A 21,366-nucleotide genomic window follows, 5' to 3' on the forward strand; every position below is an offset into this window, starting at 1 on the left:
AACCACTTCCTTTAATTAAGTCTGCTTTATACGAATTGAGGCAAATGTTTGTAAAGAGATTTTATAAGGAGACACAATTCTCTTGACAAGTGTCTATCTTTTTCTTAAAATTCTTAACCATAAAACCTTCCCTGTAAGATTTTATAGTAATTAAAGAATAAAACAATTTCTAAGAAAAGCCAATATTAGGGTTACATTAATCGACACTTTAAATCACAACGTCTTGTTCTTATGTTCTTTATATACCTAAAATAATACCTAACATAGTGTTTATTTAATTGTGTCTACCAATTTGGTGTAAGAAAGCCTCCCTCCTAAAATTAGATATCGCTTCTTTAAATCCAGGTAAACTCCTACTCCTGTATCTCTCGTTCATCTCCAACAATACAAAATATACCACCTTGTAAACTACAATCTACCCCTGAAAATACCTCTATCACCTTAGCCCTCATCAAGATATCCTTCATTAGCCCCATCTCTACTTAAACTTCATCACCCCCTGCCTCGCTTCCTCTCGATTGAGGCGATTTCACTGCCTCCTTTAGCCCCCTCAATCCGTCTCCTATGACTACCTCTACCCTCTTTAGCCCCCTACCTTAAGCTCTACCAATACCTCCCTCCAATTAATCGCGATTTTCCCCTCAGAACCAAAAAGCCAAAAACCCAATATCTCCCTCCTCCCCTCACACGTAAGCATAACAACCACGTATACCGGCTCTTTACTAACACCCCCTCTCCTTACACTTAAAAACGTAGCATCTACATACAAAGCAAAATACTCCTTTTCAACCTCTCGATTCCTCTATTTATCTATCTCTTGAGTCGTTACCTCTATAAGTCGACTAATGCTTGCAGGAGAGTAATAGAGGAAGGATTTTCGGTTTAAAATCTCTTTTAAGTCTTTCATAGGCTTCCCCTCCTTCTTAATTTTGGGTTTAACTTTATCATTTTTACCAGGAAGGGAAGCCCTTTACCCCTAAAATTTAGACACAATTAATGAAACACTACCTCGGGAAAATCGGAACTGCATTTTCCTTTTTCTAATTTTATAGTAAAATTAAATTACATAAGCTTTAAATTTCATCAAGGAGGGAAACGATGGGGCTTCAAAAAATAATAACTCAATATCTTCCGCAAGGCGTTTTTATCATTACCTCTAAAGCTAACGATAAGATAAACGGGATGACGGCAGCCTGGGTGTCTCAAGTATCTTTTAGACCAAGACTCATAGCCGTCTCCATCGCTCCTCAAAGATATACCTATGAACTTATCAAAGAATCTGGATTTTTTTGCATCAACGTCTTAGGCAAAGGGCAACAGGACCTTGCTAAACACTTTGGTTTTAAAAGTGGAAAAACCTACAACAAATTCGAAAACATACCCTACACCTTTTCGTTAAACGGGATGCCTGTGTTAAAAGACGCCATAGCCTACTTTGAGTGTGAGGTCTACGGAGAATGTAAAGCAGGAGACCACATCATAGTAATCGGAGAGGTTGGAGATTATAAGATTTTAAAAGAAGGGCAAGAGCCTCTTATTTTTAACTGGGATGATTATTTTGGTGGACTTGAGGGATAGACCATGAACTTAGGAGACAAACTTTTGTACTATACTGAACGATTGCAACATTTTTTTGACCGCTATCTAAGGCTTATCTTAGCCTGTGTGGTAATTCTTATAGCTATAGGAATTCTATGGGGTGGGGTTAAATACTATTTTGCTAAAAAAGAAAAGGAAGCTGCTTTTGAGCTTTTAAAAGCTGTAAGCAGCCCTAACTTGATAGCCTCATTGGAAGAGGTAACCAAAAAACATAAAAACACCTCAGCTGGATTAATATCTGCCATGATCCTCTCAGACCATTATTACCAACAAAAGAATTTTAACAAAACCCAGAAACTTTTACCTGTCTTAGAGAAAAAATATCCTGAAAAAATCAAAGGACTTGTTTGGTATTACCAAGCTAAAATAGCCGAATCTCAAGGTAAATGGGACCAAGCCTTTGAACTTTATCAGAAAATCGACCAGAAATATCCTGACCTTCAAAATTTAATATTACTAGACTTAGGTCGAGCGGCTGAAAAAATCGGTAAAACCCATATAGCTAAAGAGTGTTATCAAAAGGCTCTAAATCAAACTCAAGATGAGGTTTTAAAAGGCATTGCCGAAACCAAAATAAAAAACCTAAACTAAACCATGAGCCTTCTTATTTTTAAAAAGTTGGCTGAAGAAAAAATAAGAGAAGCCATGGAAAACGGAGAGTTTGACCATCTTGAGCTTAAAGGGAAACCCCTTAAACTTGAAGAAAATCCTTTTGTTCCTGAAGACCTAAGGATAGTCTATAAAATACTTCAAAACGCAGGCTTTCTCCCTAAGGAAGTAGAGCTTCGAAAAGAGATCGCTAAATTAGAAGAACTTTTAGAAGAAGACTTGCAAGATGCTTATTCAAAGGTTAAAAAACTTTCAACCCTTCTTTTTCATCTAAACCAGATAAGAAAAGGCCCGATAAACATTCCTGACGAATATTTTTGCAAAGTAGCTGAAAAAATCAAGCTGGCTAAAGAAAGTAACAAAGAACCTGCAGAAAAGAAAGAAATCGACTGGATGAAACTTCAAACTTTTTTATACATTTCTTCTTTAAAGCCAAGAAGAAAATAAACGATGAAAAAGTTGTCTGACGAATTTTTCATGCAACTTGCTATCAAAGAGGCAGAAAAAGGATTAGGCTACACTTCTCCTAATCCAGTGGTAGGAGCGGTCCTAGTAGATCCTGTTACTCAAACAGTAATCTCCAAAGGTTATCATAAGCACTACGGAGGACCTCATGCAGAAATAGTAGCCATAGAAAAAGCAAGGGGGAAAACCCAAGGAGCTATCCTTTATGTTACCTTAGAGCCTTGCAACCATCATGGGAAAACCCCTCCGTGCACTGAAAAAATTTTAGCAAGCGGGATAAAAAAAGTGGTCTGTGGAATAAAGGACCCAAACCCTGTAGCTAAAGGAGGCCTTGAGTTTCTTGCCTCAAAAGGAATAGAAGTCAAAGCCGGGGTATTAGAAAGGAAAGTAAAAGTTTTAACCCGTTTTTTTCTTAGCAGAATCCTAAGAAAAAGACCCTGGATTTTACTAAAAGTTGCGGCAAGTTTAGACGGCAAGATTGCTACTTCTACCGGTGATTCAAAATGGATAACCGGGAAAAAAGCAAGAGCATACGCCCATAAGCTAAGAGGGATGTTTGATGCCATCCTAGTTGGGAAAAACACGGTAAGTAAAGACAATCCCCTTCTTACCTGCAGGTTAAAAAAAGGAAAAAATCCTATAAGGATTATTCTTGATACCAATCTAAGTCTTAGCTTGGATTATAAGGTCTTTCAAACCTTAGATGAAGCTCAAACGATTATAGTATGCCAGGAAAAGGTGCCTCAAGAAAAAGTAAAAGCCTTTCAAAACGCAGGGGTTCTCGTTTGGAAACTTCCGTTAAAAACCAGCAAAGTAGACCTGAACTTTTTGATGGAAAAATGTTTAGAACATGGTATCAACTCAATAATGGTTGAAGGAGGAGCCAAAGTTCATGGGAGTTTTTTAGAAGAAGGTTTGGTGGATGAAGTTTGTTACATAATCGGTCCTATGATTATTGGAGATAAAAGAGGAACTTCTGCGATAGAAAGAAACCCGATATCAAGCCTTCAAGAGGCTATACGCCTTTACGAGTTACGTTTAAAAAAATTATATGACTCTTATATGTTTAATGGATACACAGAACAAGGGATTAGTCTTATCGAAACTCCTTTAAAATAGTCATAATTTCTTCTTTAAGAACCTCTAAAGGTTTTTCTGAAGAAAAAACTCTATGAGCCCTTTTGGCTTTTTCTTCTAAGGGAAGTTGTAAACTTGCTAGTTTTAAAGAGAGGTCAGGACAGGTTGACCTTGTCTTAATCCTTTCTTGCTGGGTTTTTGAGGAACAAACAACCACCCAAACCTCATCAAACATCTTCTCCCATACACATTCAAACAAAAGCGGGACCTCCACAAAAACCACCCTTTCTCCTTTTTGATTACAGGCTTCAAGAAAGCTTTTTAATTCAACCCTGACCGCTGGATGCAAAACCTCCTCTAAAGACTTTTTTGCCTTTTCATCTGCTATGATTCTTTCCAAAATCTTTTTTTTATCTAAAGTCCCAAACAACTGGAAAATTTTTTCTCTAATCTCAGGTTGTTCATAGAGTTTTTTTACTACTTCATCACAAGAAAACACAGGATAGTCTAATCCTTTTAAAAGGTTTAGTAAAGTGGTCTTACCTGTAGCAACTCCTCCGGTGATGGCTATTTTTTTCATTTTTTAACCAGATTTAAATAGACTTGGAAATCCTCAGGAATAGGGGCCTCAAATTCCATCTCTATGTTTGAGATAGGATGGAAAATTTTTAACCGAAAGGCATGAAGCATCAGCCTTGGTGGTTTAGGAGCATCAGGCTTTAACCCTCCATAGATAGGATCTCCCAGGATTGGGTGCCCTAAAAAAGAAAAATGAACCCTTAGTTGATGGGTTCTTCCGGTAACAGGTTTGGCAACAACCAAACACGCTTTGTTAAGATACTTTTTTACCTCATATAAAGTAATAGCAAGCCTTCCTTCTTTCAAAACCGCCATCTTTTTTCTGTGGGTAGGATGGCGTCCGATAAAGTTTTCTATTTTACCTTGCTGGGGTTTAAGGTGTTTGTAGAGAATGGCTAAATAGTTTTTCTCTATTAATCTTTGCTTAAAAGCCTCTACCAGCAACTTATGAGACATGTCATTTTTGGCAACCAGCATAAGACCTGAGGTATCCTTGTCTAAACGGTGCACTATCCCAGGACGTATTTTCCCTCCGATGGCTGAGAGATTCTTAAGTTTTTTTAATAAGCCATGGACCAAAGTATCGTCCAAATGCCCTGGGGCAGGATGAACGACAATTCCAGCAGGTTTGTTGATAACAGCTATATGTTCATCTTCATAAATTATATCAAAAGGAACATCCTTAGGATTAAGCTCTAAAGGTTTAGGATCAGGAATTTTAACCTGAATAAAGTCTTGCATCTTGATTTTATAACTTGGTTTTACTGGTCTACCGTTTACTAAAACCAAAGACGTTTCGATCAACTCTTGGACTCTACTTCGACTTAGGTCTGAAATTTTTTCTTTTAAAAAAACATCTAACCTTTTTCCTCCATCATGTTCCTCTACCCTAAGTTCTAACATTTTTTCTTCCATAGCTACATAACCTTAAATCTCCCAAAATCCTTTAAAAGCAAGCAAATCCTTTATTTTTCTAAAAAGCTCTAAAGCATAAGTGGAAGGGGAAACCTCATAAGAAGAATATTTTGTTTCTTCTTCTACCAGTTTTTTGATTATGGTAACAATCCCTTCTGAAAGATTGTTAAGGTCATACCCTCCTTCTAAAGAAAACAAAATTTTACCATCACAAAAATTATAGGCTATCTCTTTAAAGATCTCGGTAATCCTGACGATTCCTTTAGCAGTGACCTCGAGATCTCCTAAAGGGTCACCTACCATACAATCAAAACCTGCAGAGATAAGTATTAACTGAGGTTTATATTGAAACGCTATAGGTTTAAGAAGGTTTTGATAAAAGAAAATAAAGTCGTCATCTCCACATCCATGCTTCAGGGGAACATTTATCGTATAGCCTCTTCCATAACCTGTTCCTATTTCATCATAGTTTCCAGTTCCTGGATAATAAGGATATTGATGGGTAGAGAAAAATAAAACTTCATCAGTATGATAAAAAGACTTTTGGGTCCCATTTCCATGATGAAGGTCAAAGTCTACTATTAAAATCCTTTTAATTCCGTAATAATTTCTTGCATAATAAGCTGCAAGAGCTATGTTGTTAAAAAGGCAAAAACCCATGGCCCGATCTCTTTCTGCATGATGTCCAGGTGGTCTAACTAAGGCCAACACGTAATTTAATCCCTCTTCAAAAAGAAGCCTTAATCCTGTTTTTTGAGCACCGACTGCATAACAAGCAGCCTCAAAAGAATGTTCATTTACTGCTGTATCTCCATCTATCTGAAAAAAACCCTTTTCTGAAGAGGTCTTTATTAAATTATACAAACCTTCTGTATGGTTCCAAAGTATTTCTTCCTTAGTGGCTCTATCAGGAGAAAAAATCTCTATCATGTGGTTTACATCTCTCTCCTTTAGTCTCTTCACTATAAATCTAAGCCTTTCAGGACTTTCAGGATGAAAATTACCAGCCCTATGTTTAAAAAAAATTTCATCAAAAATAACAGCTACCTTCTTTAACATCGTAGCTCCCTACATTTTTTAATTTTACTCAATTTAGTATAAAACTAATTATCTTTAAAGCAACACTCCCTATAAATTTGTGTCCTTTTTTTCATAAAAGTGTTTAAGAGGAGAGCAGCAGACATTCTTACACCTTCTATGGATTCATTTCTTGAGTTTTCATCAAGTACTTTTTTCAGTTTTAGTTTTATGTTTTTTTATTTCTAAAATATTTGCTACACTAAATATTATATATACAATTTCTATCATAACTTTCCCTTTTAAAAAGTATCTATTTCTGGTTGTTTTCTTTACGATTTATAGTACAATTGTATAACATAACAAAACCCTACCAGGGAGATGTAAGATGAAAAAAAGAAGCAGATTTGTTACCATAGATGATGTAAAATTTGTGTATGAAAATTATGCCAAGATGAGAGCATCTGAAATAGCGGAAAAATTAGGGATTAGTAAATTTCAAGTAAACAAAATAGTAAATGAACTGAGAAAAAGAGGTATTAATATTCCTAAAAAAATCGGTAAAAAGATGAATGTTTATGATCAATTTGTAGAAATGTTAAAAGAAGGAAAATAAAGCTTAATCGTTTAAGATTGTTTCTATCAATTCACAATCTTTACTAATTTGGGTCTTAAGTTCTTCTATAGAGCCAAATTTCCTTTCTGGTCTGATTTTTTTGACAAATTCTACCTTAAGTTGTTTTCCATACAATTCTTGGTTAAATCCTAACAGGTGGACTTCTACAGAGAGTTCTTTTTGTTCAAAGGTAGGTTTAAAGCCGATGTTCATAGCTCCTTTAAACCTTTGATTTTGGTAGTAAACCCACACTGCGTAAACCCCTGAGGGGGGCAAAAGTTTGTTTTTAGGGATTTCTATGTTAGCCGTAGGAAATCCAAGTTTTTTCCCTATCCCTTGACCTTTTATCACCTTTCCTATCAGAAAGTAGCGATGTCCAAGGAAAAGGTTGGTCTTTTCTATATCTCCTTTTTCGATGGTCTGTCTTATCAAAGTACTTGAAACAGTTGTATGGTCAACAGTAACAGGATTTACCATCTTTACCACAAAACCAAACCTTTCTCCTAATCTTTTTAAAAATTCTGGGTCACCCTCTCTTTTTCTGCCAAACCTAAAGTTAAAACCTATGACTATCCCTTTAGCCTTAAAGTTATCTACTAAGTATTCTTCTACAAAAAGATCTGGGGTAAGTTGAGCTACGCTAACTGAAAAAGGTATTATAGCGATATTTTCTATGTTTAGACGAAAAAAAAGGTCAAGTTTTTCTTCAAAGGTGGTTAAAAGTTTAAAGTTGGCCTCAGGGAACAAAACAGTTCGAGGATGGGGGTCAAAAGAAACTAACAAAGGGGTTACACCTAATTCTTTACTAAGGGCAAAAGTTTCTCTAAACAGGTTTTTATGTCCTAAATGAATACCATCAAAACTTCCTATGGTAACAGCGGTTTCGAAAGGCAAAGGGAAATCCTTAGGGGTATATATTTTCAACCTTCCCCTCCACCAACTTTAAAAAGCTGTCAAAAAGATAGACTGAATCATGAGGCCCCGGGGCGTTTTCAGGATGGTATTGGACTGACATTGCCCTAAGGTCTGGCACAAAAATTCCTTCAAGGGTATCATCATTAAGATTTACATGGGTAATCACCGTATCCTTAGGAAGCTCTTCTTTTCTAACGCAAAAACCGTGGTTTTGAGAGGTAATTTCTACCTTTTTGTTTATAAGGTTTAAAACAGGATGGTTTATGCCTCTATGTCCAAACTTTAGTTTATAAGTAGTAGCTCCTAAGGCTTGCCCTAAGATCTGATGACCTAAACATATACCGAAAAAGGGTTTTTTACCTAAAAGTTGTTTTACCGTTTTTACGATGTGTTGTAAAGGTGCAGGATCTCCTGGACCGTTAGAAAGAAAAATTCCGTCAGGGTTATGGGCAAGGATCTCTTCAGCTGAAGTATAGCAAGGAAATACCAAGCACTCAGCATCTCTTTCTACAAACAACTTTAACTGATTAAACTTTAAACCACAATCTAACACCGCTATTTTATATTTAGCTTCACCCTTAAAAGAGGCTAACCTTTCCTTCCCCTGTTTTCCGTAATAATAAGGCTCTTTACAGGTAACATATTGAACTAAGTCTCTACCTACATAATCAGGACTTTCTTTTATCTTTTCTAAAAATTTTTTAGGATCCAAAGTCTCAGTGGTTATCCCTCCCTTCATAGAACCGTAAAGTCTAAGGTGCCTGGTTAAAGCCCTGGTATCTATACCCTCTACACCTAAAACGTTATTTTCAGTCAACCACTCTCCTAAGGACTTTTTAGCTCTCCAGTTGCTGTAAAAAGGTTGATACTCTCTTATGATAAATCCTGCTACCTGAACTCTTTCGCTTTCCATATCTTCAGAATTGATCCCATAGTTTCCGATAAGAGGATAAGTCATGGTCACTATCTGACCATAATAAGAGGGGTCGGTGAGTATTTCTTGATAACCGGTCATCCCTGTGTTAAACACTATCTCACCATAGGTTTCTCCGGTTATGGTAAAAGACTTACCCCAAAAATAGGTACCATCTTCAAGCATTACCAAGGCCTTGTGTCTGTCCATAGGGCACCTCTTATTTTTTAATTTTTATGGTTAAGCCTTTGTTTTGCTTCCCACAATAAATAATCTCGGATAAAGTCGTCTATCTCTCCGTCTAAAACATCTTCCACCTTAAAAACCTCTAACTGGGTACGATGGTCTTTAATCACCCTGTAAGGATGTAAGATATAACTTCTTATTTGATTGCCCCAACCTATCTCTTTTTTTTCTCCGATCAGGCTTTCTTTTTTCTGTTCAAGTTTTTGTTTTTCTAATTGATATAGTCTTGATTTTAATATTTTCAAAGCTATGGCCTTGTTAAGATGTTGGCTTCTCTCGTTTTGGCAAGTAACCACTATCCCTGTAGGAATGTGGGTAATTCTAACCGCACTTTCTGTTTTGTTTACATGCTGACCTCCATGACCTCCTGCCCTCATGGTTTCAATCCTTAAGTCTTCGGGCCTTATTTCTACTTCTATGTTTTCCTCTATTTCAGGAATTACCGTTACCGAAGCAAAAGAGGTATGTCTCCTTGCGTTGGCGTCAAAAGGCGAAATCCTAACCAACCTATGAACACCCTTTTCTCCTTTAAGATGGCCATAAGCCCAAGGGCCTTCAACCAAAACCACCGCACTTTTTATCCCTGCCTCTTCTCCAGGAAGACTGTCTACCAATTTTACAGAAAATCCTTTTTTTTCAGCCCACTTCACATACATCTTTAGCAACATATAAGCCCAGTCCTGAGCGTCTGTCCCCCCTGTACCAGCATGGATGCTTAAAATGGCAGAAGAATAGTCATACTCATCAGAAAGAAGAAGCTTACTTTCTTCTTTTTTTAGTTTTTTTTCAAACTGTTCTATCTCTTCAAAAAGAATTTCTAAATAATCTGGACTTTTTTCCTCTTTATAAAGTTCATACCACTCAGAAAGATTTCGAAAATCTTTTTCTAAATCTTCAAAGAGGTTTAACCTTTCTATCAGGTTTACACGCTCTTTAAGAAGGTTCTTAATAGAAGGTGATTCCCAATCGATGTCGTTTTTTTGAAAAACTTCTTCTATCTGAGAAAGGCGTTTTTTGATGGAATCGGGGTCAAAGACACCCCCTTAAATCTTGAAGCTGTTCAGCAAAATAATTTAACATCTTTTCTAAGTCTATGTTTTTATAAACCTGAGTTGCTGTTTTCATAGCGAGATAAATATAAAACAATTTTTTAAAAATTAAAGCCTAAAAACCAAACTTTCTGAACCTTTATATCTAATATCTTGGCCATCAAACATAAGGAGCTGAAATCCTTCTTTTTTTAACTCTTCTAACCGTTGTTTTACAGGAGCTGGGTCTAAGTTAAAGATAGACAAATCAGGAGAAAGCTGAGAAAGGGACCATAAACTTAAGAAGCTTACTATCTTATCTGTAGAAAAGATATGATCATACACATAAACATGTGCCTTTCTTTCGATAAGGTCCTCCGTCTTAGCTTGAGCTAATCTCCCTATTCCCCAGATTACCCCTCTCTGAGCCGGTGGAAACTCTAAGTAATTATCTGCCTTATATTTTCTTTCATCCTTCGGGTCCCAGATGTAGGAAACATAAATCGAAAGATATTCTTTCCTCAAAACCTCTGAGTAAAACATCGCCTCAGCAAATCCTTCAGGAACCCCCCAAGCCATGCTTCCTGACTCCTCGTTTAACATCCACATAAGCCTTCTGATTACTACCCTTGCCTTCTCTATATCTTGATCTGCTATTTTCTTTACGACCACACCAAAACAGGCTATAGCCTTCCATCTTACCCTTTCATCTTTATGCAAAAAAGCCCCTATTAAAAAGCTTACCACCTTAGAAGGAGGGAATAAGTTTATGGTTTCTAATGCTTTAAAAAGAGGGGCCTCCTCCAAAGTTTGGAGGACCCCCTTTTTAAGTGAACTCTGATAAAATTTATTCAAAACTAACCTCTTTTTATACCTCTTTTATCTTTTGACCTAAAAGCCTTCCCAAATCTTCGCAGCTTTTAAGTACTTCCTGATTAGGAGCATATCTACATTTTATCCCTTCATGAATAACCTCAGCCTGTATCTCTTTTAAATATTCGTTTAGCTGAGCAACTGCCTCCCCACTCCATCCATAGGAACCAAAGGCAAACCCTAACTTTTTCCTCGGCCTAAGTCCTTTCATGTAGGTCAAAAAAGAAGCCATAGTAGGAAGCAGGTTGTTGTTCAAAGTGGAAGAACCTAAAACTACACCTTTAGCAAGCATAACCTCAGTCATTAAATCTGTTATGTCAGAGACAGAAAGTTTAAACACCCTTGCCTCTAAACCTTCTTTAACAACTCCTTCAGCAATAGCATAAGCCATCTTCTCGGTGCTCTTCCACATGGTATCATAAATTATCACCACCCGATTATCTGCCTTATAAGAACTCCATTTATCATAAAGTTCAATAATCTCATTTATCTTGCTTCTCCAAACCACCCCATGGTCAGGACAAATGGTTTCTATTTCAAGACCTGAGTCTTTTATGGTTTTTAACAACTTTTGGACCTGAGGAGAAAAAGGTAAAACGATGTTAGCATAATATTTAGCAGCCTCTTGGATTAAGACACAAGGGTCTACCTCGTCATCAAACCTTACACTGGTTGCATAATGCTGGCCAAAGGCATCCTGAGAAATAAGAAGCTTTTCTTCAAGAATATAACTAACCATACTATCAGGCCAGTGTATCATCGGGGTTTCTATAAACCTAATGGTCCTTTTACCAATCTTTACTTCATATCCTGTTTTTACCTCTTCAAAAAGGAAGTCAGTGTTATGTAGATAGGCAGAAAGCCCTAATTTACCGTTTTTGGTAATAAAAATCTTTTCAGGTTTTATTTTTTGAACAATATAGCTAAAACCTCCAGCATGGTCGGGTTCAATATGGTTTACCACTAAATAATCAATTTTTTCAGGATTGATTATCTTAGAAATACGCTCAAGCATCTCATCTTCAAACCCGTGTTTTACGGTATCAAACAGCGTAACCTTTTCATCGATCACAAGATAGCTATTGTAGGTAGTACCCTTAATGGTTGTGTAACCATGAAAATTTCTTACATGCCAGTCTACTGTTCCTACCCAATAAATCCCTTCTTTGATCTTTACCGGCTCCATAAACCCCTCCTGTAATCGTTTACGTTTAAAATTTAACCTTAAAGTGTAATGATAGTATAACCTTTTTTTATAAAGTTTGCCATACCAGCATGCCCATACATATCTTCCAAAATCTCAAGACCTTTTTCTTTAGCTATCTCTAACGTTCCCATCTTTTGTGCACAAGCCTTACAAACACCTGCGATAAGATTTTTTTCTAAACATTTTTGAAAAAGATTGTATAACATACTCTTTTCTGAAAAAAGTTCAGGAATTAACTTGGTAGAAGCACCCTCTAAAACTACCTTTACTTCAATGCCTTTTTCTGCTATATCCAAAGCATTTAACAAAACATGGATAAAACACATAGGCTCTTCTTTAAAAGCAAAAAAAGATATTTTATTCACAACATCACCTCTCAACTTTTAAAGGTAAAGAAGGGAGGAAGATCCTCCCTTCTTTTAATCAATTAATCTTCTGGCACGAAATCACTCTTAGCTGCTCCACAAATCGGACAGGTCCAATCTTCAGGAAGACTCTCAAAAGGAGTGCCTGCAGGGATACCGTTGTCAGGATCCCCGTTGGCCGGGTCATAAACATAACCACAAACACTACACTTGTACTTTTTCATAAATAACCTCCTATTTTAATTTTTATTTTTATTGTTTAGGTAAAAAAACTTAAAAACCTCTTTCCTCTTCCTTAAACGTAGTCTTGTTAGCCCCACAATGAGGGCAAGTCCAGCTTTCAGGTAGGTCCTCAAAACAAGTCCCTGGAGGAGAAACAAACCTCGAAGGATCCCCTTTCTCTGGGTCATAAAGGTAACCACAACATTTACACCTATATTTTTTTCCTTTTTTTGGTTCTTTTCCATAAAACTTACTCCTGTTTATTTTACTAATTAATCGGGTAAAGGTAGAAACATATTTTTAGGAGCTCCACATCTTGGGCACTTCCAGTTGTCTGGAAGTTTCTCAAAAGGTGTCCCTGGAGGTATATTTCCTTTTGCATCTCCTTGCTCGGGGTCATAAATATAACCACATCTGCTACATTTATACTTTTTAGGTTTTTCAGTCATAACTTCACCTCTATCTTTAAAATTTATGCGCTTTGCCAATATCCATGAAGGTTGCACCACTCCTTAGCCACTACCTTTGCTGCTTTTACCTCAAAAATCGCCTCAGGAACCTCCCCAGGCTTCAAAAACTTAATGTAAACCTTATCTTCATCAGCATGCAACTCAATCCACTCTATGTAATGTTCTTCTGTCATGGGATGAGGCACACTTCCTACCTTTACCTTATAGACATCCCCTTCTTTTTCTATCACAGGAACATGTTTCTCAAGGGCTGCATCCACTGTATTAGGGTTTTGTAACTCCATCGGTTTCCCACAACACACTAACTGTCCCTTTCCCTCATGCATCACCAACACAATGTTTCCACAGACCTGACATTTATAAAGTCCTAGTTTTACCGCCATACCCCCCTCCTTTTTTATAAAAGTTTTTAATTTAAAATAATTCATTTTTAAATAAAAGTCAATCCCTCAGATAAATTTTTGTAAGTTTAAATGTCACAAAATTATATTAATCTTCCCGGTAGTGTTTCATTAATTGTGTCTAAATTTTTGGGGTAAGGGGCTCCCCTCCTGGTAAAAATGCTAAAGTTAAACCCAAAATTAAGAAGGAGGAGAAGCCTATGAAAGACTTAAAAGACATGTACAATTTCATTGAAAGTGCAGTTAAAAGAGTAGTAAAGGAAACCATAGAAGCTCTGGCTTTAGAAAAACGAAGAATATACCTTGATGAACATCCGGAAACTAAAGGAAATGGTTTTTTATACCAGAAGTCTTTTGCCTTAGTTTGATGATTTGGATAATCTTAAAGTCCACAGAGTCAGAGAAGGGGATTTTAAACCGAAAATCCTTCCAGAAAAAAGAAAAGTATCTATTGATCTTGGAGAAGTAATTTTTGGATTATTTGCTTCTGGGTCAAGTGTTAGGGATGTCACCAAATTTGCCGATATAAAATAAAATTAAAATTCCTCCTCTAATTTTTAGACTTAAAAAAACATATTCCTTAGTTACTTTCTATAGTTCTTGCTCAAATTTTACATAAAATCTATTCCATTTTCTACCTGTAACTACTTCTCTCAATCTTTTTTCCACTGATTCTAAATACATTTCTCCCATATCTTCCTCTTAACCATATCCTGGTATCCCTCTTAAAGAATTTGCATCTGTAGGGATATCTAAGACAAGTCTTGTTCTATGAACATAGACACCTGGAAGTTTATTTATTACATCATCTAAGGTTTTAATATTTCTTTTTTCCATATTTTGTTTTTTAATTACATTTACACTTGCAGAAGCAATTTCAACCTCTTTCTCAGTTCTCGTTGCAGTTACCACAATCTCCTCAAGCTTTGTCTCTTTTTCTTCAGCAAAAGAAGGAATAAAAGCTGTTAAAATCCACATCAAAACAAATAAAAACTTAACACAAAATCGAAAAAACATGTCTATACCTCCTAAAACTTTTATTTTGTAGCTACTTTTTAAAATACTTTTGAATTTTTTATAAAATATTTTATGTGTCTTTTAAAAATTTTTATAAAAATTTTTATTTTTAAAATTTATATAATATAAAATATTATCTTGTCAAGTTTAATAAGATTAAAAGAACTATAATTTTATGTTTGTTTTAAAAGATTTTTGTTCTGTTTATTATCTAAGTTTTCATATTATTTTTAAAAACAATGTATAGATTGCGGAGGTTGAATATGGAGAAGGGAAAAAAGATGAAGGCCTGGGTAATCGATAAGGTTGGGCTCCTTTCACCCGATTCTTTAAAGCTGGTTGAACTTCCTGTTCCAGAGGTTGATGAAGATGAAATTTTGGTTAAGGTTTCCTTTTGTGGGGTTTGTCATACAGAGCTTGACGAAATTGAAGGGAGGGCTACACCAGACATTTTACCTGTTGTTCCAGGGCACCAAATCGTAGGGGAGGTGGTTAAGACAGGCCCAAAGGTTAAAAGGTTTAAGATAGGGGATAAGGTAGGAGCGGGTTGGATTTATAGCTCTTGTCAAAAATGTGAATACTGCCAAAAAGGGTTGGAAAACCTTTGTGAGAAATTCAAAGCTACAGGTAAAGACGCTAACGGAGGATATGCGGAATATTTTAAAATAAAAGAAACTTTTGCCTTTGCCATCCCTGAGGGATTAACGCTTATGGAGGCTGCACCTTTATTTTGTGCAGGAGCCATCGGATATAGGGCTTTTAAGCTTACCCAGCTAAAGGGTGAAGAAGGAGAAACTTTAGGGCTTTCTGGTTTTGGAGCCTCAAACCATTTGGTCTTAAAAATGGTAAAAGCTCTATTTCCTCAGGTTAAAACCTATGTGTTTGCCAGAAATCCTAAGGAAAGAAAACATGCTATAAATCTCGGGGCGGATTGGGCAGGAGACTTTGAAGATACTCCTCCTGAGGGTCTTAAAGCCATAATAGATACCACGCCGGTCTGGCGTCCCATAATACTTTTGCTTAAGCATCTAAAACCAGGCGGAAGATTTGTCATAAATGCTATACGCAAAGAAGATAAGGATAAGGAAAAACTTGTTTTTCTTGATTATGGAAGAGATCTCTGGCTTGAAAAAGAGATAAAGTCTGTTGCCAACATCACCCGTCAAGACCTTGAAGAGTTTTTGGCTCTTGCTAAAAGGTTAAAACTTAGGCCAGACGTTATAGTTTATCCCTTTTATGAAGCTCCTAAGGCCCTTCTGGAACTTAAAGAAGGTAGGATAAAGGGAGCCAAGGTCTTAACCATGGTAAATTTTTAGTCATAAAGTATAACTTATAGCCTTTCTATGTTGTAGTTTTATTAACTTACCGTTGAAAGGTTCTTTTTAAGGTTTTAAAGTTTAAACCCAGATAAAAACAGATAGACTTTAGTTTATGATGTTTTCAGCATCAAAATCTTTATAAGTACTTTTTAATTTTAGTTTTTGTGGTATAAATAAATACATGTTTCATGGGACAACGGTTATAGCAGTCAAAAAAGACGGCAAGGTGGCTATAGCAGGTGACGGTCAAGTCACTTTTGGCAACACTATCTTAAAACACAAGGCCAAAAAAATACGAAAACTCTATAAAGGGAACGTGGTGGTTGGTTTTGCTGGTTCTACGGCAGATGCTTTAACCCTGTTTGAGAGATTAGAAAAAAAGCTTGAAGCTTATGGAGGGCAGCTCTTAAGGGCTGCGGTTGAGCTTGCTAAGGACTGGAGGACAGATAAGATCTTAAGAAGGCTTGAAGCCTTTTTAATAGCTTGTGATAAAGAGCACATCCTTCTCATCTCGGGGGCAGGAGATGTGGTAGAGCCAGACGAAGAGGTGGTGGCCATAGGTTCAGGGGGTCCGATGGCTTTAGCTGCAGCCAAGGCCTTACTCAGATACTCTGAGCTTTCTGCCAAAGAAATCGCAGAAACCGCCATCAAAATCGCAGGAGAAATCTGTATCTACACCAATTTAGAAATAACGGTTGAAGAGCTATGAATGAGCCAAAAGAGTTTACTCCAAGAGAAATCGTAGCAGAGCTTAACAGGTATATCGTAGGACAAGACAGGGCAAAAAAGGCTGTTGCCATAGCTATGCGTAACCGCTGGAGAAGACAACAGTTAAAAGAAGATTTAAAAGAAGAGATCTATCCTAAAAATATCTTGATGATCGGGCCTACAGGGGTTGGAAAAACAGAAATAGCAAGAAGGTTAGCCAAACTTTCTAACGCTCCTTTTCTAAAAGTAGAGGCCACCAAGTTTACTGAAGTAGGTTATGTGGGTAGAGACGTAGAATCGATGATAAGAGATTTAGTCCATATAGCTGTTAAAATGGTAAGAGAAGAGGAAGAGAAAAAGGTTTTAGAAAAAGCCAAAGTTTCAGCAGAAGAGAGGTTGGTAGACCTTCTTTTGCCCTCTACTTCTCCAAAGGTAGAATATGACCCTCTCACCAGGGAAAAATTTCTTAAAATGTTAAGGGAAGGGGTTTTAGATGAAAGGTATGTAGAAATCGAGGTTGAAGCCTCCCCAAAACCCCCTACCATAGAAATCCTTGCAGCCTCAGGGTTAGAAGAAATAGAAATGCAACTTAAAGATATGCTTTCCACCCTTTTACCGTTTAAACCAAAAAAAAGAAAGGTAAAAGTAAAAGAGGCTTTAGAAATTTTAACCAAAGAAGAAGCAGCTAAGCTTGTAGACATGGACAAGGTAGTAAAAGAAGCCATAAGAAGGACGGAGACAAACGGCATCATCTTCATAGATGAGATAGACAAGATTGCAAGTCGAGGAGAAGGGCATGGCCCTGATGTTTCAAGAGAAGGGGTTCAAAGAGACTTACTCCCCATCGTAGAAGGAACCACGGTTAACACCAAATATGGGATGGTAAGAACAGATTACATTCTTTTCATCGGAAGTGGAGCCTTCCATATAGCAAAACCCTCAGATTTGATACCTGAACTTCAAGGTAGGTTCCCTATTAGAGTAGAATTAGACCCTTTGACCAAAGAAGATTTTATCCGAATTCTTACTGAAACTGAAAACGCGATCATCAAACAATACAAAGCCTTATTAGCCACAGAACAAGTAGAGATAGATTTTACTCCAGAAGCTATCGAAGAAATAGCTAAAGTGGCCTTTGAACTTAATCAAAAAATGGAAAACATCGGTGCAAGAAGGCTCTACACCGTTATGGAAAAAGTCTTAGAAGATATCTCCTTTAAAGCACCAGACATCGCCCCTACTAGAGTAGTAATTACCCCAGAATATGTAAGAGAAAAATTAGAAAGTATTATACAAGATCAAGAGTTGGCAAAGTTTATTCTATAATAGGTTCAACATATAAGTCGTAAGTGGTTGTTTTTTTTACCTTTCCTTTGATTAATTCTCCTGGCATTAATTTAAGGTTTGACCTCTTAGGTGAAAGTAGATAGGTGATACCGTCTACCTCTGGAGCTTGAGCCTTAGATATCCCCCAAAACCTTCCTTTTTCATCCTCCCCTAACAAAAGCACCTCTTCTTCCTTCCCTTTTCTTAACTTTAACCTTTTTTTAGATATCTCTTTCTGTAGTCTCAAAACTTCCCGTCTTCTTATTAATCTTTCTCTATAAGGAACCTTATCTGGGAGTTTTTCAGCTAAGGTACCTTCTTCAGGATAAAAAGGAAATACCCCTAAGTGATCAAACTCAACCTCTTTCAAAAAACGACAAAGGAACTCAAACTCTTTTTCTCCTTCTCCAGGAAAACCCACCATCACCGTAGTCCTAAAGGCAACCTCTGGGATTACCGTTCTAAGGTAGGCGATTGTTTCTACCAAAGATTCTATGTGATTAGGCCTTCTCATGGCTTTTAAAATTTCTGGATGGGCATGCTGGATAGGGAGGTCAAAATAAGGAACTACCTTAGGTATGGCTAAAAGGTCCTCTAACAATAACCTTAGGTTAGGAACAGGATAAAGATAAAGGAGTCTTATCCTAAACTCAAAAGGAAGTTTACTCAGGGTTTTTACTAAGCTTACTAAATCTACTTTTGGTTTTAGGTCTAAACCATAGGAAGTTATGTCTTGAGCTACAAGGATAAGCTCCCTTACCCCAAGGGTAAGTAAAAACTCGGCTTCTTTTAGCAATAATTTTACAGGCTTACTTTTTAGACGCCCTCTTATACGAGGGATAGTACAATAAGCACAGCTTCTATTACAACCTTCTGAGATCTTTAAAAAGGCATAAAAGGGATTTTCTGTTAGTATTCTTTCGTACGGCTCTTGTTTGGTAAAATACTGATAAGGTTCTATACCATAGAATTCGTCTACCTCAGGTAAGAGTTCTTTTAATCTTTCTGCCCCGTATCTTTCTGTTAGACAACCAGAAACTATGAGGGTTTGCCCCTGTTTTTTGATCTCCCCTAAATCAAAGATATGTTCTAACGATTCTTCTACCGCTGGTTTGATAAAAGCACAGGTATTAACCCAAAAATGGGTTGCTTCTTCGGGAAGAAGAACTATCTCAGCTCCTCTTTTAATCAACAAGGCAAGTAACTTTTCAAAATCAGCCTTGTTTTTGGCACAACCAAGGCTTACAGGATAGATTTTTGGTCTTTTTTTTCTCACGACTCTTAAGAAGAAACTTTTTTAAGTTCTAAGACCTGATTTTTTTCGTCTAAATAAACTAAGGTGGTATAAAAACCCTCTAACTCCTTTTCAGAAACCCAAGCATAAGAGGCTATGATGATCCTATCTCCAACCTCTCCTAATCTTGCGGCTGCGCCGTTTAAAACTACCTCTCCTTTTTCTCCTTCTATAATATAAGTTTCAAACCTGATCCCATTGTTAAGGTTGTAAATCCATACAGCTTCAAAAGGTCTAAGATTAGCTTTTTTGATAAGCTCTTTATCTAAGGTTAACGAACCTTCATATAGCAAATTTTTATCAGTTATCGTAGCTAAATGAATTTTACTTTTTAGAAGCTTTATCAACATATAACATCCTCGTTTTTTAAGGTTCTATAAGCTTATTGTCTATGAGTCTTGCCTTTCCCACGTAGGCAGCGATTGCACAAACCACAGGTTTTTCTATTACTTCTATCGGGTCCAAAGTCTCTGGGTCTACGATTTCTATATACTGAACTATTAAATAAGGATGCATTCTTAGGAATTCAAAAAGGGTTTTCTTTATTTTCTCAGGATTTTTTTCTCCTTCTTTAACTAATCTTTCAGCCAGTTCAAGCGCCCGGTTTAAGCTTAACGCAGATTCTCTTTCTTTAGGAGACAAATAGATATTTCTTGAACTCATCGCAAGTCCATCTGGCTCTCTTACAGTAGGGCTACCAACGATTTCTATATCAAGGTTTAAGTCTTTTACCATCTGTTTTATAACCAAAAGTTGTTGGTAATCCTTTTCCCCAAAAACGGCTATATCAGGCTGTATGATGTTAAAAAGCTTTAAAACAACCGTGGTGACTCCTTTAAAATGTCCTGGTCTAAAAGCCCCACACAACTTATCAGTCAGGTTTACTACCTCTACATAGGTTTGATAATCAGAAGGATACATCTCTTCTGCAGAAGGTACAAACACCACGTCTACCTCTTCCTTTTCTAACAAACTTAAATCTCTCTCTAAATCCCTTGGATATTCTCTAAAATCTTCTTTTGGGCCAAACTGTAAAGGATTAACAAAAATGCTTACTACTACTTTATCTGCAAGAGATTTGGCCTTTCTTACCAAAGAAAGATGGCCTTCATGTAGATACCCCATCGTAGGTACAAAACCTATCTTATAACCTCGGCTTTTTAATTCTTTAACTTTAGCCTTCATCTCAGGAATGGTTTTTATTACCTCAATCATAGCTAAAACTCCAGATTTTTATAAGGATTTAATAAATTTTCTAAGTTTTCTAAAAGGATGTTTTTAAGTTGGTCTTCTTGATTAACCTTACCAAACTCATCACTCATCATCTGTTCTTTAAGCTCCCCTTGCACCCATTTTTTTATCTCTAAATAACGAGCTCCCTTATAGGTCTCTCTAAGGGTAAAGGTTAAAAATAAATAATCATTTAATTTTAAATATAACTCACCTTCCCAAAAATCCAAAGGCTTGATCCTAACAGGATAAACCAGTTTTTTTAACATTTCATAAAGAGGCTTCTGTGAGTTTAAAATAATCACCTTTTGCCCTTCAGAAATACTGTTTAAAAGGTCCCTCAAATCTCTATCCTCTAAAGCGATACACCCTTGGGTCCAAGAATAATTTCTTTTTCCTTTTTCTATTTTATAAGCACCTCCCCCATGTATTCCTATCTTACTTCCTAACGGAGTTTGTTCTAATTTAGCATTGGCTAAAAAGATTTCTAAATAAACAGCAAACTGTTCCTTAGAAATAAACCCCTTGTAATAAGCCCATCCAAGGTCGTTTAAATTAGGATAGTTTATTTCTATAAAATACCCAAAACTTTTAGAAGGTCTTATTTCAGTTATCTTATAAAGGCCCTCTGGGGTTAAAAAATCTCCTCTTTTTTCCTTAGGAAGTAGGCTTTCTAACCCCAACCCTACAGGATAAACTTTTTGGATTTTCTGATTCTCTAAAACCTTTAGGGTTCTTTCTCCCTTGTCTATCAAAAGTGTCAAACCATAACTTGAGCTTGTCATCAATAAGTTTGCAACTAAGAATAAAAAAACCCTTAAAAACCTGTGTTTTATTCCTAAGCAAAAACATGTTTTAACCATAATCTTAAAAAAACCTTTATTTTTTTTCTAAAATTATTCTCTTTTTAGTTTTTTACCAGAAGTAAAAGGTTTTTAATTAAAAGATTTGACAA

At 36.5% G+C, this 21,366-nt stretch carries 29 protein-coding genes and 1 pseudogene; 10 read left to right on the forward strand and 20 right to left on the reverse strand.

What is annotated here, in order from left to right:
- Positions 1-353: 353 nt before the first annotated feature.
- Both G580_RS11845 and G580_RS0104845 read right to left on the reverse strand, forming a co-directional pair.
- Entirely contained in the window at positions 354-476 is a 123-nt protein-coding gene (locus tag G580_RS11845) for a hypothetical protein (RefSeq protein WP_281168578.1), read from the reverse strand.
- Positions 477-583: 107 nt separating this feature from the next.
- A pseudogene (locus G580_RS0104845) lies at positions 584-790 on the reverse strand (transposase); the annotation flags it as partial.
- A 308-nt stretch (positions 791-1,098) separates the two neighbouring features.
- Between G580_RS0104845 and G580_RS0104855 the strand changes: the two are divergent.
- From G580_RS0104855 to ribD, 4 genes are read left to right on the forward strand one after another with little or no spacing between them, the layout of a single operon-like run.
- Positions 1,099-1,578: a flavin reductase family protein gene (locus G580_RS0104855; RefSeq protein WP_028841264.1), complete on the forward strand. Its 480-nt coding sequence runs from the start codon at positions 1,099-1,101 to the stop codon at positions 1,576-1,578.
- A gap of 3 nt (positions 1,579-1,581) precedes the next feature.
- Positions 1,582-2,190 (forward strand): tetratricopeptide repeat protein, encoded by a 609-nt coding sequence (locus G580_RS0104860; protein ID WP_028841265.1) that lies wholly within the window; start codon positions 1,582-1,584, stop codon positions 2,188-2,190.
- 3 nt (positions 2,191-2,193) lie between these two features.
- A complete protein-coding gene (locus G580_RS10065; RefSeq protein WP_083960806.1) occupies positions 2,194-2,655 on the forward strand; it encodes a DnaJ family domain-containing protein in 462 nt (153 codons plus the stop codon).
- Positions 2,656-2,658: 3 nt separating this feature from the next.
- Complete coding sequence (ribD, locus tag G580_RS10070; protein WP_051173113.1) at positions 2,659-3,792, forward strand: bifunctional diaminohydroxyphosphoribosylaminopyrimidine deaminase/5-amino-6-(5-phosphoribosylamino)uracil reductase RibD; 1,134 nt, start codon at positions 2,659-2,661, stop codon at positions 3,790-3,792.
- Here ribD and coaE read toward each other — a convergent pair.
- The 3 genes from coaE to G580_RS0104885 are packed head-to-tail and all read right to left on the reverse strand — an operon-like array spanning position 3,770 to position 6,303.
- The gene (gene coaE / locus G580_RS0104875; RefSeq protein ID WP_028841266.1) at positions 3,770-4,330 is read right to left on the reverse strand and encodes a dephospho-CoA kinase; all 561 of its coding nucleotides are present in this window, start codon (positions 4,328-4,330) and stop codon (positions 3,770-3,772) included. The two genes, ribD and coaE, sit on opposite strands and share 23 nt — an antisense overlap.
- Positions 4,327-5,244, reverse strand: a complete 918-nt coding sequence (locus G580_RS0104880; protein ID WP_028841267.1) for an RluA family pseudouridine synthase — start codon at positions 5,242-5,244, stop codon at positions 4,327-4,329. The genes coaE and G580_RS0104880 overlap by 4 nt, the downstream gene beginning before the upstream one ends.
- Before the next feature lie 12 nt (positions 5,245-5,256).
- The gene (locus G580_RS0104885) at positions 5,257-6,303 is read right to left on the reverse strand and encodes a histone deacetylase family protein (RefSeq protein WP_028841268.1); all 1,047 of its coding nucleotides are present in this window, start codon (positions 6,301-6,303) and stop codon (positions 5,257-5,259) included.
- A gap of 346 nt (positions 6,304-6,649) precedes the next feature.
- On the opposite strand from G580_RS0104885, the gene G580_RS0104895 reads away from it, so the two are divergent.
- The gene (locus tag G580_RS0104895; RefSeq protein WP_028841269.1) at positions 6,650-6,877 is read left to right on the forward strand and encodes a MarR family transcriptional regulator; all 228 of its coding nucleotides are present in this window, start codon (positions 6,650-6,652) and stop codon (positions 6,875-6,877) included.
- A gap of 3 nt (positions 6,878-6,880) precedes the next feature.
- Here the strand turns inward: G580_RS0104895 and G580_RS0104900 are convergent, their stop codons facing one another.
- The 10 genes from G580_RS0104900 to G580_RS0104950 all read right to left on the reverse strand — a co-directional run bounded on the left by G580_RS0104900 (position 6,881) and on the right by G580_RS0104950 (position 13,499).
- Positions 6,881-7,801: a bifunctional riboflavin kinase/FAD synthetase gene (locus G580_RS0104900; RefSeq protein ID WP_038041611.1), complete on the reverse strand. Its 921-nt coding sequence runs from the start codon at positions 7,799-7,801 to the stop codon at positions 6,881-6,883.
- Positions 7,782-8,915 (reverse strand): glutamine-hydrolyzing carbamoyl-phosphate synthase small subunit, encoded by a 1,134-nt coding sequence (carA, locus tag G580_RS0104905; protein WP_028841271.1) that lies wholly within the window; start codon positions 8,913-8,915, stop codon positions 7,782-7,784. Before carA ends, G580_RS0104900 begins: the two co-directional genes overlap by 20 nt.
- A 17-nt stretch (positions 8,916-8,932) precedes the next feature.
- Positions 8,933-10,076, reverse strand: a protein-coding gene (gene prfB, locus G580_RS10075) for a peptide chain release factor 2 (RefSeq protein WP_211211364.1) whose coding sequence is annotated in 2 segments (ribosomal slippage) — positions 8,933-9,982 and positions 9,984-10,076 — 1,143 coding nt in all. Because the reading frame shifts where the segments join, the coding sequence is not laid out codon by codon here.
- A gap of 32 nt (positions 10,077-10,108) precedes the next feature.
- Positions 10,109-10,786 carry a DVU0298 family protein gene (locus tag G580_RS10080; protein WP_156874787.1) on the reverse strand — a complete coding sequence of 226 codons (678 nt, stop codon included), beginning with the start codon at positions 10,784-10,786 and terminating at the stop codon, positions 10,109-10,111.
- A gap of 61 nt (positions 10,787-10,847) precedes the next feature.
- Positions 10,848-12,038 (reverse strand): FprA family A-type flavoprotein, encoded by a 1,191-nt coding sequence (locus G580_RS0104925; RefSeq protein WP_028841272.1) that lies wholly within the window; start codon positions 12,036-12,038, stop codon positions 10,848-10,850.
- A 38-nt stretch (positions 12,039-12,076) separates the two neighbouring features.
- Positions 12,077-12,424, reverse strand: coding sequence for a hypothetical protein (locus G580_RS0104930; protein WP_028841273.1), 348 nt, complete (start codon positions 12,422-12,424; stop codon positions 12,077-12,079).
- Positions 12,425-12,486: 62 nt separating this feature from the next.
- Positions 12,487-12,648, reverse strand: a complete 162-nt coding sequence (gene rd, locus G580_RS11275; RefSeq protein WP_022855307.1) for a rubredoxin — start codon at positions 12,646-12,648, stop codon at positions 12,487-12,489.
- Between the two features lie 49 nt (positions 12,649-12,697).
- Complete coding sequence (locus G580_RS0104940) at positions 12,698-12,919, reverse strand: rubredoxin (protein ID WP_425425822.1); 222 nt, start codon at positions 12,917-12,919, stop codon at positions 12,698-12,700.
- Positions 12,919-13,095: a rubredoxin gene (locus G580_RS11280; protein WP_083960807.1), complete on the reverse strand. Its 177-nt coding sequence runs from the start codon at positions 13,093-13,095 to the stop codon at positions 12,919-12,921. The genes G580_RS0104940 and G580_RS11280 overlap by 1 nt, the downstream gene beginning before the upstream one ends.
- A 23-nt stretch (positions 13,096-13,118) precedes the next feature.
- Positions 13,119-13,499: a desulfoferrodoxin gene (locus G580_RS0104950; RefSeq protein WP_028841275.1), complete on the reverse strand. Its 381-nt coding sequence runs from the start codon at positions 13,497-13,499 to the stop codon at positions 13,119-13,121.
- A gap of 218 nt (positions 13,500-13,717) precedes the next feature.
- On the opposite strand from G580_RS0104950, the gene G580_RS11445 reads away from it, so the two are divergent.
- Both G580_RS11445 and G580_RS11965 read left to right on the forward strand, forming a co-directional pair.
- Entirely contained in the window at positions 13,718-13,885 is a 168-nt protein-coding gene (locus G580_RS11445) for a hypothetical protein (RefSeq protein ID WP_156874788.1), read from the forward strand.
- 4 nt (positions 13,886-13,889) lie between these two features.
- Complete coding sequence (locus G580_RS11965) at positions 13,890-14,051, forward strand: transposase (RefSeq protein WP_156874789.1); 162 nt, start codon at positions 13,890-13,892, stop codon at positions 14,049-14,051.
- Between the two features lie 168 nt (positions 14,052-14,219).
- Here G580_RS11965 and G580_RS0104970 read toward each other — a convergent pair whose 3' ends face one another.
- Complete coding sequence (locus tag G580_RS0104970; RefSeq protein ID WP_028841276.1) at positions 14,220-14,534, reverse strand: hypothetical protein; 315 nt, start codon at positions 14,532-14,534, stop codon at positions 14,220-14,222.
- A gap of 281 nt (positions 14,535-14,815) precedes the next feature.
- On the opposite strand from G580_RS0104970, the gene G580_RS0104975 reads away from it, so the two are divergent.
- The 3 genes from G580_RS0104975 to hslU all read left to right on the forward strand — a co-directional run bounded on the left by G580_RS0104975 (position 14,816) and on the right by hslU (position 17,887).
- Positions 14,816-15,850, forward strand: coding sequence for an alcohol dehydrogenase catalytic domain-containing protein (locus G580_RS0104975; RefSeq protein WP_028841277.1), 1,035 nt, complete (start codon positions 14,816-14,818; stop codon positions 15,848-15,850).
- Positions 15,851-16,034: 184 nt separating this feature from the next.
- Positions 16,035-16,562 carry an ATP-dependent protease subunit HslV gene (gene hslV / locus G580_RS0104980; protein WP_022855295.1) on the forward strand — a complete coding sequence of 176 codons (528 nt, stop codon included), beginning with the start codon at positions 16,035-16,037 and terminating at the stop codon, positions 16,560-16,562.
- On the forward strand, positions 16,559-17,887 hold the full coding sequence (gene hslU / locus G580_RS0104985; protein WP_028841278.1) for an ATP-dependent protease ATPase subunit HslU: 1,329 nt from the start codon (positions 16,559-16,561) through the stop codon (positions 17,885-17,887). Before hslV ends, hslU begins: the two co-directional genes overlap by 4 nt.
- Here hslU and rimO read toward each other — a convergent pair.
- Genes rimO through G580_RS0105005 form a run of 4 tightly spaced genes read right to left on the reverse strand, consistent with a single transcriptional unit; the run spans position 17,877 to position 21,274 of the window.
- A complete protein-coding gene (rimO, locus tag G580_RS0104990) occupies positions 17,877-19,163 on the reverse strand; it encodes a 30S ribosomal protein S12 methylthiotransferase RimO (RefSeq protein ID WP_028841279.1) in 1,287 nt (428 codons plus the stop codon). The two genes, hslU and rimO, sit on opposite strands and share 11 nt — an antisense overlap.
- 5 nt (positions 19,164-19,168) lie before the next feature.
- Entirely contained in the window at positions 19,169-19,531 is a 363-nt protein-coding gene (gene panD / locus G580_RS0104995; RefSeq protein WP_028841280.1) for an aspartate 1-decarboxylase, read from the reverse strand.
- Positions 19,532-19,547: 16 nt separating this feature from the next.
- The gene (panC, locus tag G580_RS0105000; protein ID WP_028841281.1) at positions 19,548-20,393 is read right to left on the reverse strand and encodes a pantoate--beta-alanine ligase; all 846 of its coding nucleotides are present in this window, start codon (positions 20,391-20,393) and stop codon (positions 19,548-19,550) included.
- A gap of 5 nt (positions 20,394-20,398) precedes the next feature.
- Positions 20,399-21,274, reverse strand: coding sequence for a L,D-transpeptidase family protein (locus G580_RS0105005; protein ID WP_028841282.1), 876 nt, complete (start codon positions 21,272-21,274; stop codon positions 20,399-20,401).
- Between the last annotated feature and the right edge of the window lie 92 nt (positions 21,275-21,366).

Origin of the sequence: Thermodesulfobacterium hveragerdense DSM 12571, assembly GCF_000423845.1 — a bacterium.
Classification (GTDB): Bacteria; Desulfobacterota; Thermodesulfobacteria; order Thermodesulfobacteriales; family Thermodesulfobacteriaceae; genus Thermodesulfobacterium; species Thermodesulfobacterium hveragerdense.

What these genes read in the sequence shown, in the direction of transcription:
- G580_RS11845 (WP_281168578.1), bottom strand. Translation starts at nt 476, where the DNA reads ATGGGGCTAATGAAGGATATCTTGATGAGGGCTAAGGTGATAGAGGTA.
- G580_RS0104855 (WP_028841264.1), top strand. Translation starts at nt 1,099, where the DNA reads ATGGGGCTTCAAAAAATAATAACTCAATATCTTCCGCAAGGCGTTTTT.
- G580_RS0104860 (WP_028841265.1), top strand. Translation starts at nt 1,582, where the DNA reads ATGAACTTAGGAGACAAACTTTTGTACTATACTGAACGATTGCAACAT.
- G580_RS10065 (WP_083960806.1), top strand. Translation starts at nt 2,194, where the DNA reads ATGAGCCTTCTTATTTTTAAAAAGTTGGCTGAAGAAAAAATAAGAGAA.
- ribD (WP_051173113.1), top strand. Translation starts at nt 2,659, where the DNA reads ATGAAAAAGTTGTCTGACGAATTTTTCATGCAACTTGCTATCAAAGAG.
- coaE (WP_028841266.1), bottom strand. Translation starts at nt 4,330, where the DNA reads ATGAAAAAAATAGCCATCACCGGAGGAGTTGCTACAGGTAAGACCACT.
- G580_RS0104880 (WP_028841267.1), bottom strand. Translation starts at nt 5,244, where the DNA reads ATGGAAGAAAAAATGTTAGAACTTAGGGTAGAGGAACATGATGGAGGA.
- G580_RS0104885 (WP_028841268.1), bottom strand. Translation starts at nt 6,303, where the DNA reads ATGTTAAAGAAGGTAGCTGTTATTTTTGATGAAATTTTTTTTAAACAT.
- G580_RS0104895 (WP_028841269.1), top strand. Translation starts at nt 6,650, where the DNA reads ATGAAAAAAAGAAGCAGATTTGTTACCATAGATGATGTAAAATTTGTG.
- carA (WP_028841271.1), bottom strand. Translation starts at nt 8,915, where the DNA reads ATGGACAGACACAAGGCCTTGGTAATGCTTGAAGATGGTACCTATTTT.
- G580_RS0104925 (WP_028841272.1), bottom strand. Translation starts at nt 12,038, where the DNA reads ATGGAGCCGGTAAAGATCAAAGAAGGGATTTATTGGGTAGGAACAGTA.
- rd (WP_022855307.1), bottom strand. Translation starts at nt 12,648, where the DNA reads ATGAAAAAGTACAAGTGTAGTGTTTGTGGTTATGTTTATGACCCGGCC.
- G580_RS11280 (WP_083960807.1), bottom strand. Translation starts at nt 13,095, where the DNA reads ATGACTGAAAAACCTAAAAAGTATAAATGTAGCAGATGTGGTTATATT.
- G580_RS0104950 (WP_028841275.1), bottom strand. Translation starts at nt 13,499, where the DNA reads ATGGCGGTAAAACTAGGACTTTATAAATGTCAGGTCTGTGGAAACATT.
- G580_RS11445 (WP_156874788.1), top strand. Translation starts at nt 13,718, where the DNA reads ATGAAAGACTTAAAAGACATGTACAATTTCATTGAAAGTGCAGTTAAA.
- G580_RS0104970 (WP_028841276.1), bottom strand. Translation starts at nt 14,534, where the DNA reads ATGTTTTTTCGATTTTGTGTTAAGTTTTTATTTGTTTTGATGTGGATT.
- G580_RS0104975 (WP_028841277.1), top strand. Translation starts at nt 14,816, where the DNA reads ATGAAGGCCTGGGTAATCGATAAGGTTGGGCTCCTTTCACCCGATTCT.
- hslV (WP_022855295.1), top strand. Translation starts at nt 16,035, where the DNA reads ATGTTTCATGGGACAACGGTTATAGCAGTCAAAAAAGACGGCAAGGTG.
- hslU (WP_028841278.1), top strand. Translation starts at nt 16,559, where the DNA reads ATGAATGAGCCAAAAGAGTTTACTCCAAGAGAAATCGTAGCAGAGCTT.
- panD (WP_028841280.1), bottom strand. Translation starts at nt 19,531, where the DNA reads ATGTTGATAAAGCTTCTAAAAAGTAAAATTCATTTAGCTACGATAACT.
- G580_RS0105005 (WP_028841282.1), bottom strand. Translation starts at nt 21,274, where the DNA reads ATGGTTAAAACATGTTTTTGCTTAGGAATAAAACACAGGTTTTTAAGG.